Source organism: Gordonia polyisoprenivorans NBRC 16320 = JCM 10675, assembly GCF_000241325.1.
Classification (GTDB): Bacteria; Actinomycetota; Actinomycetes; order Mycobacteriales; family Mycobacteriaceae; genus Gordonia; species Gordonia polyisoprenivorans.
Window position 1 is genome coordinate 1 of record NZ_BAEI01000061.1, and the last position, 13,707, is coordinate 13,707.

Below are 13,707 nucleotides of genomic sequence, written 5' to 3' on the forward strand. Positions count from 1 at the left end.
GCGCCAGCGACGAGGCCTCGAGACCCCGCTCGCCGACAGGTATCCGCATCACACGTCGAGCTGGAACCAGCTCCGGCGCAGGCGGTCTCGAGGCTCGCCGCACGCGGCTCGCACCTCGACCATCGGGGAGAAGGGAGTGAGCGTCGGGTGATGGAAGCTCTCCACCATCGGGGGAGCCCGTCTGCCGTGTGTTATCCGTGAGCGGTTATCCGTGAGCGGAGACCTTCTCCTGTTCCAGCGCGCGGTCGGCGGCGAGCAGCACACCGGCGGCGATCTCGAGGCCTTCGATGCGGCCGAGTGAGACGTCCTCATGCTCGATGTTGACCATCATGTCGGGATCGACGTCACGCAGAGCGCGAAGGAATTCGGTCCAGTAGGCGGTGTCGTGGCCGCGACCGAGTGCCACGAAATCCCATGCCGAGTCCTTGGGCCACTCGTTGGCCCATTCGTCGCCACCGAGGTTGGTGCGTTCCTCGGTGGGTGCGAGTCGGCGGAACCGGTTGTCCAGAACGCCGTACAGTGCAGCATTCTCGGTGTTCACCCGTACGTCCTTGGCCGCCGCATGGAAGACGAGTGGGCCGAGTTCGCGGACGACGGCAACCGGGTCCATCTGCTGCCAGAACAGATGCGACGCATCGAGTTCCACGCCGACGTGAGTGGCGCCGGTGAGTTCGACGAGCTTGCGGACATCGGCGGTGTTGAACACGAGGTTCTGTGGGTGCAGTTCGAGGGCAACCTTCACACCGTGATCGGCGGCGAGCCGGTCGGTCTCGCGCCAGAACTGTGCGGCCACACCCCACTGGTAGTCCAGGACGTCCAGTGCTGCCGAATTCCAGGCGTTGACGATCCAGTTCGTCACCGTGGCACCGGGTTCCCCGCCGGGCAGGCCCGACATCGTCACCACACGCGTCTGGCCGAGGCGTTCGGCCAGACGGATGGAGCGGCGGACATCCTCGGCGTGACGCTCGCCGATCTCGGGCTTGGGGTGCAGCGGGTTGCCGTTGCAGTTGAGACCGGCGATCGAGACCCCGGTGCCGTCGAAGAGTGCCAGGTAGTCGTCGCGTGCAGCGTCGGAGACCAGGATTTCGTCGAACGTCGGAACGTGCACCGCGGGAAGGAATCCGCCGGTGTTGATCTCGATACCGGTGAGGCCGAGATCCCCGATCACCGTCAGTGCTTCGGGAAGTGGGCGGTCGTGCAGGATGGCGTTGTAGACACCGAGTTTCATGGTGGTGTGACTCCTTGTTGTCGTGGAAAGTTGGTGACGATCAGGCATTCTCGAGTGGCTTGACGTCGACGGTAGCTCCCGCGTTGGCCGCGGATTCGGCGATCGAGGCAACCACCCGCATCGAATGCAGGCCGGTCTCGAAGTCCGGGAGCGGACCGAGGACATCGATTCCCGCCACCTGGTCGAGGAAGGCGCGAGCCTGGTAGGCGAACAGTTCGGCCTTGCCGTGGCCGACGCCGCCGGCATCCATCGGCAGGCCACCGCGGATGTAGGGATGATCGGGACCGATGGTGATGCGACGCGGACCGTTGAGATCGGCGCGTACGTCGTCGGCGGCGAGGTGGAATTCCGCGATGCGCGCGAGCTCCCAGGACGCCGATCCGCCGGTGCCGAACAGCTCGAATCCCAGTCCGTCGGGCAGACTGTGCGCCACCCTCGACGCCGAGAACGTACCGATCGCACCGGAGGCGAAGGTCGCGGTGAACGTTGCGATGTCCTCGTTGCCGACGGGCTCCATCTCGTCGGAGACCGCGCCCTTCGTGTGACCGTAGGTGGTGCCGATCGGAACCGGACGTTCGGTGATCACCGTGTGGAAGCGTGCGCCGGAGATCGACGCGATGGGTCCGCAGATGAACTCACCGAGATCGATGAGGTGACTGCCGACATCGGCGAGAGCGCCGGTGCCGGGCTCGCCCTGATAGCGCCAGGTGATCGGCGAGGTCGGGTCGAGCGCGTAGTCGCACCAGTAATGCCCGTTGAAGTGCACCAGGTCGCCGACGGTTCCGGCGGCCAGCTCGCGACGGATCTGCTCGACGGCCGGCGCGCGACGGTAGGTGTAGCCGACCGCGGCCTGCGTCGAGGCGTCGCGGGCCGCCGACAGCATGGCCTCTGCATCGGAAAGTGAACCGGCAAGCGGCTTTTCGCACAGCACGTGCTTGCCGGCGGCCAGTAGTCCCTCGACCATTTCGCGGTGCAGGTGGTTGGCGACGACCACGCTGACCACGTCGATGTCGTCGGCTGCGGCGATGGACTGCCAGTCGTACTCGGCCCGCTCGTATCCGTAGCGCTTGGCGTTGTCATCGGCGATCGCGGGATTCGCGTCGGCGATCGCCACCAGACGCACGTCGGGCCGGTCGGTGCCGAACAGGGTGGACGCGGTCCGATAGCCGGCAGCGTGCGCGCGGCCGGCCATACCGCCGCCGATGACGGCGACGCCGAGGGAGTTCGAGGGCATGGGATCTCCGGGGTTGGTGACGAATAGTGGATGGGAGGTCTGCTGTACCGGTCTACTAAACCGGTCTAGTTCGTCTACTATGAACGCCGTCACGCCACGGTGTCAAGCCGTGACGGGCACGGGTGGAGAGCCCAGGTAGAGAAGGGGGAGTCTTCGATGCGATCGTCGTCGAATCGACCGACCATGCAGGACGTCGCCGATAAGGTGGGGGTGTCCAAAGCGACTGTGTCCCTGGTCTTTCGCAAGGCTCCCGGAGTCGGCGACGACACCCGCCGTGCGGTGATGGCCGCAGCGGGCGAGCTCGGCTATCGGATGAACCGGACTGCGGCGCTGATGACGGCCCGGCGTTCTCATCTGATCGGCGTGGTCGCCCAGATCAGCAACAGCTTTCACGCCGAGATCGCCGAGGCGCTGGTCGCGGCGGCCGACCGCGCGGGATACGAGATCGTCCTGGGCGCGGTGACCCCGACGCACGGCGAAACACGCGTCGTCGAGACGCTGCGCGACTTTCGTTGCGAGGGAATGCTGCTCATCGGTCCGGAACTCGACACCGCATCGATCGAGGAGTTTGCAGCAGAGGTGCCCACGGTGGTCCTCGGCCGGCGCATCGCCTCCGCGGCAGTCGATGTCGTTCGCACCAACGACGGCAAGGGTATTGCGGCTGTGGTCGATCACCTCGTCGGCCTCGGGCATACACAGATCGTGCATGTGGCCGGCGGGCCGGGGTCCATCGCCGCGGACCGTCGCGCAGGGTTCTTGCGTGCACTGCGGCATCACGGTATCTCCGCCGACGACGCCCTGGTGGAAGCGGAGTCGTTCACCGAGGACGCGGGGATGGCCGCGTCGCGAGCCCTGCTCTCCCGCGAGTTGCCGACCGCGGTGGTGTGTGCCAACGATCGCCTCGCGATCGGTGTGCTCGACGAACTGCGTCGAGCGGGAGTCGCGGTGCCACAGCAGGTCTCGGTGACCGGCTATGACGACAGCGTCATGGCGCGCTTGAGCAACGTCGATCTCACCACTGTGAGCCAGCAACCGCACGCGCAGGCCGACCGCGCCGTCGACGCGGTGGTGTCGCGGCTCGACGGTCACCGCACCGAGCGGTCGGTTGTGACGTTGGTACCCGAACTCGTCGTGCGCGGCACCACGTCTGCGCCGCGCGAACGCTGAGGCCGGTATCACCAGAACTCTCACCGACGAACGAACTCCCGCACCGGTGACCCGGTGCGGGAGCTCGTCCCGGGTTCACACCCGCATGTTCACGTTGCGATCAGATGAGTTCCTTGATCTTGCGACTGGGGTAGATGCGGCCGGTGGTGACGTCTTCCTCGACCTCTTCCAGTGTGCGACCCCGGGTTTCGGGCGCCTGGGTCCAGACGAAGAGTAGGGCGAGGATGCCGACGCCGCCGAAGAGGAAGAAGGTGCCGGTGATGCCGGTGGCGGCCACCAGCGTCGGGAAGAACAGTCCCAGAAGGGCGTTGGTGATCCACAGGCAGAACACCGAGATGCCGATCGCCAGACCGCGGATGTGCAGCGGGAAGATTTCCGAGAGCAGCACCCAGGTGGCGACGTTGAGGAAGGTTTGCATCGATCCGACGAACAGGACGACGAGTGTCAGGATCACCCACGGTCGTGCCGCGTTGCCCTCCGGCAGTGCGAGGGAGGCGATGCCGATGAGGAAGTGGCAGACGGTGGTGAGGCTGTAACCGAGGATCAGGGTGGTGCGGCGATTGATCTTCTGGGCCAGCCAGAGTGCGGTGGTGGAGCCGATGACCGCGATCACGCCGGGAGCGATGTTGGCGATGAGGGCGGCGTTGCTGGCGAATCCGGCATCCTTGAGCACCGACTGGCCGTAATACATGATCGAGTTGATGCCGGTGAGCTGCTGTGCCACACCGAGTCCGATACCCACGAGCACGATGCGTCGAATCCAGCGGTTGTCGCGCAAGGCGGTCCAGCTGCCGCGGATCGCGGTCTCCTCCATCTCGTGGAGTTCCTCGACCATGTCGACCTCGGCGCGGGCGCGCTGCTGCGAGCGGATCGTCTTCAGCACGTCGTAGGCGTCTTCCCGGCGGTTCTGCGAGATCAACCAGCGGGGGGATTCCGGCACGCGGATCATACCGACCATCAGGCAGACCGCCGGGAGCGCGGCGACCGCGAGCATGATGCGCCAGACGCCGTCCTCTTCGCCCCAGATGTTGCCGATGATGGCGTTGATGACGAAGGCCGCGAGCTGACCGACGACGATCATCACCTCGTTGCGACCGGCGAGCGAGCCACGGATCTCATATGGGGCCAGCTCGGCGAGGTAGACCGGGACCACGGTCGACGCGGCGCCGACGGCCAGGCCGAGGATGACGCGGCCGATGACCATCACCCCGAAGCCCGGCGCGAAGACACAGGTGAGGGTTCCGATGAGGAACAGGGTCGCGAGAAGTGTGATCGACTTGCGGCGGCCGATTGCGTCGGAGAGTCGTCCGCCGGCGATGGCGCCGAACGCCGCGCCGAACAGCAGTGAGCTGGTGACGACGCCCTCGGTGAACGGGGTCAGTCCCAGCTCGGTCTTCATCGGCTCGAGAGCACCGTTGATGACGCCGGTGTCGTAGCCGAAGAGCAGGCCGCCCAGCGTGGCGATCAGCGCCACGGCGTGCAGACGCCGCCGGAACGGTCCCGTTCCCAGCGGCGGGAGAATCGAATGTTTCAGACCCGGGTGGTCGTCTGTGGTGGACATGGCACTCCTTGGTTTGACTTACATCTACCACCATCAGTGATGGCAGTCACATCCGTGATCGTAACCCAGTATGTGCAAATGTCCTAACAAAAGTTCTCGATGTTCGGTGTGTGGCCCCGACACCTGCGACGTCCCGAAACCCGTGATCGTCTGCGGGGTGTTGGCATGCGGCCGCGGCTTGACGCGATCGCCATGTGGCCCGCGAAAGTTTGTCCTGACAAGCGCGACAGGGTCGGCGCGACATCCTGCAGAGCGCCTGGCGTGAGAGATGAACTCGGGAAGTACATGCGAATGTCTTGACAAAGTCTTGACAATCGCGATGTGACGGGTATTACATCAGGGGCGCACAGTGGCTTCTCATACAGCTGCTGTGGTGACGAAAGGGAAGCAACGACGATGAACTCCATTCAGTGCGGGCTCGGTCGGCCTCGAAGAGCAGCCGTGTTCGCGGCCATCGCAGTCTCAGCCGTGATGGTTGTCGGTGGGTGCTCGAGTACGGGTGGCAAACCTGATGACAGCGGAGGCGGCGGAGGGGTCGGCAGCGCCGGCACCGCGGAACTGACGATCGCGATGATCACCCACGAGGTACCCGGTGACACCTTCTGGGATCTGATCCGTAAGGGTGCCGAGATGGCGGCGAAGAAGGACAACGTCAAACTCCAATACTCCTCAGACCCGGAAGCGCCCAACCAGGCCAACCTGGTCCAGTCGGCGATCGACTCGAAGGTCGACGGCATCGCGGTGACGCTGGCCAAGCCGGACGCGATGTCGGTAGCGGTGAAGAACGCGCTGGCCGCGGGTATCGCGGTCGACGCCTTCAACTCGGGGATCAGCGACTACAAAGCAATGGGTATCACCCAATACTTCGGGCAGGACGAGACCATTGCCGGCGCACAGGCCGGTCAGCGCCTCACACAAGAGGGTGCGAAAAAGGTGCTGTGCGTGATCCAGGAGCAAGGGCAGGTGGCCCTCGAATCCCGTTGTGCCGGTGTCGCAAAGGGATTCACCGGTGGTAGCACCGAGACCCTCTACGTCAACAGCAAGGACATGCCGTCGGTGGAGAGCACGCTGACTGCCAAGCTGCAACAGGATCCGTCCATCGATCATGTGGTCACCCTTGGTGCCCCGATCGCCCAGACTGCCGTGCAGTCCAAGCAGAACGCCGGTAGTAACGCCACGATCGTCACCTTCGACACCAATGCGGCATTGGTGCCGCTGATCCAGAATGGCCAGGTCGCCTGGGCCGTCGACCAGCAGCCCTATCTCCAGGGGTACCTCGCGGTGGACGCCCTGTGGCTGTACCTGACCAACCGCAACACCATCGGTGGTGGCAACGCGGTGCTCACCGGTCCGTCCTTCATCGACAAGTCGAACATCGACAAGGTCGCCGAGTACGCCAAGCGTGGAACCCGTTGAGGCGAAAGGAAAACTGATGAGTACTCGAACAGACTTGGATCTGTCGACGCACACGGTGGTCACCGATGAGCGGATCAAGCGTCGGAAACCGTTGCAGCGGGTGTTGGTTCGCCCGGAGATCGGGGCGTTGGTCGGGGCGATCGCGATCTTCGTGTTCTTCTGCATCGTCGCCCCACCGTTCCGCACCCCCGAGGCGTTGGCCACCATCCTGTATGCGAGTTCGACGATCGGGATCATGGCGTGCGGGGTCGCGGTCTTGATGATCGGCGGCGAGTTCGATCTGTCGACCGGTGTGGCCGTGACGTTCTCATCGTTGATGGCCTCGATGCTGGCCTACAACCTGCACCTCAACGTGTGGGTCGGTGGCGTACTCGCGCTGGTGCTGGCGTTGGCGGTCGGGTTCTTCAACGGCTACCTCGTGATGAAAACGAAAATCCCGTCGTTCCTGATCACCCTGTCCTCATTCCTCATGCTCACCGGCATCAACCTGGCCGTCACCAAACTGGTCACCGGGCAGGTCGCCACCCCCTCGATCTCCGACATGGCCGGATTCGACTCCGCCAAAGCAGTCTTCGCCTCCTCCTTCAACCTGTTCGGGGTATCGGTACGCATCACCGTGGTGTGGTGGATCGTATTCACCCTGATCGCCACCTGGGTACTGATGCGCACCCGCGTGGGCAACTGGATCTTCGCCGTCGGCGGCAACCAGGACTCCGCCCGCGCGGTCGGCGTACCGGTCACCCGAGTCAAGATCGGCATGTTCATGTTCGTCGGATTCTGCGCCTGGTTCGTCGGCATGCACCTGCTGTTCGCCTTCGACACCGTGCAATCCGGGCAAGGCGTGGGCAACGAGTTCTTCTACATCATCGCCGCCGTCGTCGGTGGATGCCTACTGACCGGCGGTTTCGGCACCGCCATCGGCGCCGCGATCGGCGCATTCATCTTCGGGATGGTCAACCAAGGCATCGTCTACGCCGGCTGGAACCCCGACTGGTTCAAATTCTTCATGGGCGTGATGCTGCTGTTCGCAGTACTCGCCAACAACACATTCCGCACATTCGCGGCCAAGAGGTGACACCATGAGCACAGTGATCGAAGACCACGTCGAACCCGACTCCCACGGCGGGAAAGTACCGCTGGTCGAACTCCGCGACATCGGCAAATCCTACGGCACCATCATCGCACTCACCGGAATCAGCCTGCGCGTCAACGCCGGCGAGGTGACCTGCGTCCTCGGCGACAACGGCGCCGGGAAATCCACCCTGATCAAGATCATCGCCGGACTCCACCAACAAACCGAAGGCACCCTCCTCGTCGACGGCAACGACACCATCCTGCAATCACCCAAACACGCCCTGTCCCTCGGCATCGCCACCGTCTACCAAGACCTCGCCGTCGTCGGCCTGATGCCGGTATGGCGCAACTTCTTCCTCGGCCAAGAACTCCGCAAAGGCCCACTACGGATGCTCGACATCCAAGCCATGCGCGCCACCACCAAAGAAGAACTCATGAAAATGGGAATCGACCTCCCCGACGTCGACGCCCCCATCAGCTCACTCTCCGGCGGACAACGCCAATGCGTCGCGATCTCACGCGCCATCTACTTCGGCGCACGCGTGCTCATCCTCGACGAACCCACCGCCGCACTCGGCGTCAAACAATCCGGCACCGTCCTGCGCTACATCTCCGCAGCCCGCGACCAAGGCTTCGGTGTCGTGTTCATCACCCACAACCCCCACCACGCCCACCTCGTCGGCGACCACTTCGTCCTCCTCAACCGCGGACAACAAAAACTCGACTGCACCTACGACCAGATCACCCTCGAAGAACTCACCCAACAAATGGCCGGCGGCGACGAACTCGACACCCTCAGCCACGAACTACGACACTGAATCCACCCCAGCGGTGACAGCCGCACCAGAGACGACCGCCCGGCCCCGAATGGGACCGGGCGGTCCACCAATTGGTGTGGACCTCAGCGTGGTTCGAGTCCCGCCGCCCGGTACGCGTCGTCGATGTAGGCCATGTTGGTGACGGCGTCGTCGAGATCGATCGGCAGGGACGTGCCGTCGCGCAGTGCCGCTGCGAACGCTTCGAGCTGAAAGGTGTAGGTGCTGCGGCGGGTCACCTCCTTCACGCGGGTATCCGATGCCGTGGTGATGCTCAGGCGGTTGTCACGGGTCGGCGACAAGAAGTCGTGCAGGGTCAGCGATCCGGTGGTGCCGACGATGTGCGCGCGGAATGTGTAGTGGTCGTCGAGCATCGTGTTGGTGTTGACGCCGGTGGCGCCGTTCGGGAAGGTGACCTCGATCCGGCTCGATGCGTCGATCTGGTCACCTCGCACGATCGCCGACGCTCCGGTGATGCGCGGCGCACCGCCGGCGAACCGGCCGAGGGTGCGCAACAGGTGCAGGCCGTAACAGCCGAGATCCATGACGGAACCGCCGGCGAGTCGGTACTCCCAGCGTGGGTCCGAGGGCGCCGGTTCGGGCATGCCCATCGTGATCTCGATCGTTTGCAGATCGCCGCACACCCCGCTGTGCAGCACGTCGAGGGTGCGATGCATCAGCGGGTGGAACCGGTAGTGGAATCCCTCGAGCACCAGAACGCCGGCCGCGCGTGCCTGCGCGGCGACCTGCTGCGCTTCGACGGCGTTGCGGGCGAACGGTTTCTCGCTGAGCACCGGCACGCCCGCCGCGATCGCCGCCAGATTCCACGGCCCGTGCAACGCATTCGCGAGCGGGTTGTAGATCAGATCGATTTCCGAGTCGCCGATCACCTCGGCATACGAGTCGACGACGCGCTCGACGCCGTGGGTGGCTGCGAAGGACTCCGCGCGATGCCGATCGCGGGCGGCGACCACGGTCAGTCGGTGTCCGAGTTCGTGGGCGGGCCCGACGATGGCGTTCTCGGCGATCCGCGACGCCCCGAGAATCCCGATGCGCAGCGGCGGTGCGGTCATATCCCCGACCGTACTCAGACCACCGCTGGTCGGCAGATCCGCCGCAGGAACGACATCGACACCGCGACGTCGGCTGCCGCGTCGTCGGCGGCGGCCTCGTCGGTGAGGATGGTGTCCTGCTCGAGGACGAACCAGCCGCTGTATCCGTTCTCGCGCAGCGTGCTCACCACGTGTTCGATCCGGGCGTCACCGGCGCCGAGCGGCACGTACATTCCTGCGGCGACGGCCTCGGTGTAGGTCGCCGCACCCTGCTGGACCCGTTGTGCGAGATCCACGCGGACGTCCTTGAGGTGGGCGTGCCGGATGCGGTCGCCGAAGTTCTCGGCGATCTCGCCGGGGTCGGTGCCTCCGATCAACAGGTGGCCGGTGTCCAGGCACAGGCCGATGGACGAATCCTCCAGCACGCGAAGCACTTCGGCTCGGTTCTCGATCATCGTGCCGACATGGGGATGCAGCGCCGCGACAATGTTCTGCTCGGTGACGAGCGCGTCGATCCGATCGAGGTTCGTCAGCAGTGTGCGCCAGGCGTCGGCGTCGAGCACCGGCCGGGAGTCGTATCCGTCGGTGCCGGTCGCCGCGGCCAGCACCAGGACGTCGCCGCCGGAGACGGCCAAGCGTTCGAGTGCCGCGCGGACCTGAGGTGCCGGATCGTGGTCGGCGTCGTGTAAGACGACGGGAACGAAGGACCCGACGCAGCGCAGGTCATAGGAGTTCAGGGTGTCGCGCAGGGCGGCAGGGTCGTCGGGCAGGAAGCCTTCCGGGCCGGTCTCTGCGGCACTCATCCCGAGTTCGCGCATCTCACCGAGAACGCGTGCGGGGTGCAGTTGCAGGCCCCAGCCGGGTACTTCGCACACACCCCAGGAGATGGGGGCGGCGGCGATTCGTGGGTCGTTGGTCATGGTGACACCTCCGGGGCGAGAAAGGATGTGGCGGTTACGGGGTGTGGCGGCGGTCGAGTTCGGTGAGTTCCCGCTCGAAATGTGCTGTGGTGAAACGTCCATCGAGGGCGCGGGCAACGAATTCGGCCTGTGTCTCGCCGGCCAACCCCGACAGTGGCTGATCCAGATCCAGGTTGCTGGGGAAGGCGTATCCCTCGGCCGCCGAGGCGATCACGTTCGCGACTGCGGTGCTCTCGCCCTGGGCGGCCAGGGCGAGTAGCGACGGATACAGTGCGCGCAGCATCGCCGAGCGGTCGACGGCGTCCATCGCCCGTCCGAAAGCCGAGGACACCTGCAGCAGATTCGCCATGCGCCGGACGTCGGTCGTCGTGTTGTGGCCGGCAGCGTGGAACAGTGCCGGATTGAAGAACACGGCGTCGCCGGCACGCAGCGGCAACTGGATGTGGTTGGCGGTGAAGTATTCTCGGAACTCCGGAAGGCCGAATGCCACGTACCCCTGCTCGTACCGTTGCGAATACGGCAGATACATCGTCGGACCGGACTCCAGCGGCATGTCGACGTGCGCGACCGCGCCCTGCAATGTCAGAGCGGGTGAGAGACGGTGGATGTGGGCGCGGAAACGTTCGGCGGTACCGGTCGACATGAAGCCGAGGTGGTAGTCGCGGTGCGGGTTCTGGGCGGCTCCACCGGGATTGACGACGTTGATCGCCGAGGTCACCTGATACATCGGTCCGAGCCAGGCCTCGCAGATCAACGCCAGGATGTCGTTGCGGTAGTACTGCACGAACACCTGGGGATCGCGAAGAGCGAGCTTCTGCAACGCATTCCAGATCCGGTCGTTGGCGCCGGGGGCGGCGAAGTGATCGCCGAAGGATTCTCCGGCGGCATGCTGCTCGGCGATGATGTCCCCATAGATCCGAGTCGATTCGGCCAGCGCATTGCTCTCGTCGAACGCTCCCGAGAAAACGACGATACCCGGACCGGTGAGCAGCGCGTCGGCGAGTTCGTCGCCGATGGCGGCGCGTGCCTCGGGGTCGGCGATCAGCGGGCGCAGCGCGGCCGCGTCGTAGACGAGGACGTTGCGCGCGACGGATGTGGCGTGCGGATAGTCGGCGAGGTCGGTGGTCTGCTCGATCGAGGCGACGAAGTCGTCGATCCGGCAGTCGTCCGGGGTCACGCGGTGGGCGAGAAGACTGGTGGCGAGGTGCATGGTCCTCAGAATGGCAAGATCGTATTGTCCGAACAAGATCAGATTCCCATCAAGAATCCCTCAGGAGGGTTCATGCCGCATCGCTATCCGGTACGGGAGATAGCTCGGCAGGCTGGCGTGTCCGAGGCGACCGTCGACCGTGTGTTGCACCGCCGGCCCGGTGTCCGGGAGGGCACGGTGCGCCAGGTCGAGCAGGCCATCGCCGACCTCGACCGGCAGCGCGCGCAACTGCGATTGTCGGGGCGACAATTCATGATCGACCTGGTCATGGAGACGCCGCGCCGATTCTCGTCGATGGTGCGCTCGGCACTGGAGGCCGAGTTGCCGGGCCTGCGACCGGCGATCTTCCGGGCGCGATATCACCTGCACGAGACGTGGCCGGTCGAGGACCTGATCGCGACCCTCGATGCCATCGCGCGTCAGGGGAGTCAGGCCGTGGTGCTCAAGGCGCCGGACACCCCCGAGGTTGCCGAGGCGATCGGACGCCTCACCGGGGTGCGTATCCCGGTGATCACGCTCGTCACCGATGTACCCATGAGCACCCGCCTGGCATATGTGGGCATGGACAACCGGGCGGCAGGGGCCACCGCAGCCTACCTGATGCAGCAGTGGCTTCGGCACACCGACGTCGACATCCTGGTGATGACGAGCAGTGAGATGTTCCGCGGCGAGGAAGAGCGTGAGATGGGGTTCCGGGCGGTCATGCGACGAGACGATCCGACACGGCGCATCATCGACGTCTCCGGTTCCGACGGGCTCGACGCCACCAGTCGGCGATTGGCATACCGTGCGCTACAGGACAATCCGCGTATCGGCGCCGTGTACTCGATCGGCGGTGGCAACAAGGGCATCGTCGCAGCTTTCGCCGATGCCCACCGAGACTGCGAGGTCTTCCTCGGTCACGATCTCGGCCCGGCCAATCGGGATCTGCTGCGCAGCGGCGGTATCACCGCGGTGCTCCACCATGACCTGCGCTCGGACATGCGGCAGGTTGCGCAGACCGTGATGAGCCATCACGGCGCTCTCGCCGGGGGCTATCGTCCGCAGGTGTCGGAGATCGCCGTCATCACGCCGCACAACGTCCCGGGCGACTGATCGACCTGTCAAAGGCGCACATGTTTGGTTGTTATGACATACTGTGAGGCATGACACAGGCCACCACGCAGCTCCAGATCGATCTCGATCGGTCGACCCCGGTGCCGCTGTATCACCAGCTCGCCCGCGCGATCGAGGCCGCGATCATCGGTGGCGAGCTCGCTCCGGGTGATCGTCTTGAGAACGAGCTCGATCTCGCCAAACGGCTCAAGCTCTCCCGCCCGACGATCCGCCAGGCCATTCAGGAGCTCGTCGACAAGGGGGTCGTCGTGCGCAAGCGAGGCGTCGGCACCCAGGTGGTGCAGAGCCCGGTGAACCGCTCGGTGGAACTGACCAGCCTGTTCGACGATCTCAGCACGGCCGGAATGCACCCGGAGACACAGCTTCTCGAGTACCGGCGGTCGGTGCCCGACGACGACCTGCGCACCGATCTCGGTCTCGATGCCGACGCGGAGGCTGTCACCATCCGACGGCTACGCAGCGCAGGCGGCGAGCCACTGGCGGTGATGACCAATCACCTACCCGCCGACATCTGCCCGCCGCCAGGCGATCTCGAGGACGGCGGCCTCTACAAGGGGCTGCGCGCCAAGGGTGTCCACATTCGGCTTGCCCGCCAGGTCATCGGCGCGAAAGCCGCCGACGCCGAGGAGGCCACTCTGCTCGACGTGGAGCCGGGTGCGCCGTTGCTGACCATGCAGCGCACTGCATTCGACGACGCGGGCAAGGTCGTCGAGGTGGGTCGCCACGCCTACCGCGCAGACCGCTACTTCTTCGAGACGACCGTCGTCGATCGCTGAGGCGGGTCTCGAGGCCCGGCCGCCGGGGGCGCCGTGCGCCTCGACCATCGGGGGGGCAGGCCGTTTCCCCCGATGGTTCCAAGCCCGATTATTCCAACACCGATGTCTATGTGGTAGCCGGTCGTTTCACCCCGATGG

The 13,707-nt window shown here is 65.3% G+C and carries 12 protein-coding genes; 6 read left to right on the forward strand and 6 right to left on the reverse strand.

The genetic code is table 11. From position 1 onward, the window contains the following. Positions 1-205 precede the first annotated feature (205 nt). Entirely contained in the window at positions 206-1,228 is a 1,023-nt protein-coding gene (locus tag GOPIP_RS15475; RefSeq protein WP_006370656.1) for a sugar phosphate isomerase/epimerase family protein, read from the reverse strand. A gap of 40 nt (positions 1,229-1,268) precedes the next feature. Beyond that, positions 1,269-2,462: a Gfo/Idh/MocA family protein gene (locus GOPIP_RS15480; RefSeq protein WP_006370657.1), complete on the reverse strand. Its 1,194-nt coding sequence runs from the start codon at positions 2,460-2,462 to the stop codon at positions 1,269-1,271. 156 nt (positions 2,463-2,618) lie between these two features. Here GOPIP_RS15480 and GOPIP_RS15485 point away from each other — a divergent pair, with 156 nt between their 5' ends. Next, positions 2,619-3,629, forward strand: a complete 1,011-nt coding sequence (locus GOPIP_RS15485; RefSeq protein ID WP_035728161.1) for a LacI family DNA-binding transcriptional regulator — start codon at positions 2,619-2,621, stop codon at positions 3,627-3,629. Positions 3,630-3,729: 100 nt separating this feature from the next. Here GOPIP_RS15485 and GOPIP_RS15490 read toward each other — a convergent pair whose 3' ends face one another. Further along, on the reverse strand, positions 3,730-5,190 hold the full coding sequence (locus GOPIP_RS15490; RefSeq protein WP_006370659.1) for a sugar porter family MFS transporter: 1,461 nt from the start codon (positions 5,188-5,190) through the stop codon (positions 3,730-3,732). Positions 5,191-5,661: 471 nt separating this feature from the next. Here GOPIP_RS15490 and GOPIP_RS15495 point away from each other — a divergent pair, with 471 nt between their 5' ends. From GOPIP_RS15495 to GOPIP_RS15505, 3 genes are read left to right on the forward strand one after another with little or no spacing between them, the layout of a single operon-like run. After that, a complete protein-coding gene (locus GOPIP_RS15495; RefSeq protein ID WP_373278846.1) occupies positions 5,662-6,606 on the forward strand; it encodes a substrate-binding domain-containing protein in 945 nt (314 codons plus the stop codon). A gap of 16 nt (positions 6,607-6,622) precedes the next feature. After that, the gene (locus GOPIP_RS15500; RefSeq protein WP_006370661.1) at positions 6,623-7,681 is read left to right on the forward strand and encodes an ABC transporter permease; all 1,059 of its coding nucleotides are present in this window, start codon (positions 6,623-6,625) and stop codon (positions 7,679-7,681) included. Between the two features lie 4 nt (positions 7,682-7,685). Beyond that, complete coding sequence (locus GOPIP_RS15505) at positions 7,686-8,498, forward strand: ATP-binding cassette domain-containing protein (RefSeq protein WP_006370662.1); 813 nt, start codon at positions 7,686-7,688, stop codon at positions 8,496-8,498. An 83-nt stretch (positions 8,499-8,581) separates the two neighbouring features. Here GOPIP_RS15505 and GOPIP_RS15510 read toward each other — a convergent pair whose 3' ends face one another. Genes GOPIP_RS15510 through GOPIP_RS15520 form a run of 3 tightly spaced genes read right to left on the reverse strand, consistent with a single transcriptional unit; the run spans position 8,582 to position 11,677 of the window. Next, entirely contained in the window at positions 8,582-9,568 is a 987-nt protein-coding gene (locus GOPIP_RS15510) for a Gfo/Idh/MocA family protein (RefSeq protein WP_006370663.1), read from the reverse strand. 14 nt (positions 9,569-9,582) lie between these two features. Beyond that, positions 9,583-10,467 (reverse strand): sugar phosphate isomerase/epimerase family protein, encoded by an 885-nt coding sequence (locus GOPIP_RS15515; RefSeq protein WP_006370664.1) that lies wholly within the window; start codon positions 10,465-10,467, stop codon positions 9,583-9,585. 34 nt (positions 10,468-10,501) lie between these two features. Further along, positions 10,502-11,677: a phytanoyl-CoA dioxygenase family protein gene (locus tag GOPIP_RS15520; protein WP_035728163.1), complete on the reverse strand. Its 1,176-nt coding sequence runs from the start codon at positions 11,675-11,677 to the stop codon at positions 10,502-10,504. A 72-nt stretch (positions 11,678-11,749) separates the two neighbouring features. Between GOPIP_RS15520 and GOPIP_RS15525 the strand changes: the two genes are divergently transcribed. Together GOPIP_RS15525 and GOPIP_RS15530 are read left to right on the forward strand one after the other, a co-directional pair. Beyond that, positions 11,750-12,772, forward strand: coding sequence for a LacI family DNA-binding transcriptional regulator (locus GOPIP_RS15525; protein ID WP_006370666.1), 1,023 nt, complete (start codon positions 11,750-11,752; stop codon positions 12,770-12,772). A gap of 50 nt (positions 12,773-12,822) precedes the next feature. Beyond that, the gene (locus tag GOPIP_RS15530; protein WP_006370667.1) at positions 12,823-13,569 is read left to right on the forward strand and encodes a GntR family transcriptional regulator; all 747 of its coding nucleotides are present in this window, start codon (positions 12,823-12,825) and stop codon (positions 13,567-13,569) included. The last annotated feature ends 138 nt before the right edge of the window (positions 13,570-13,707 follow it).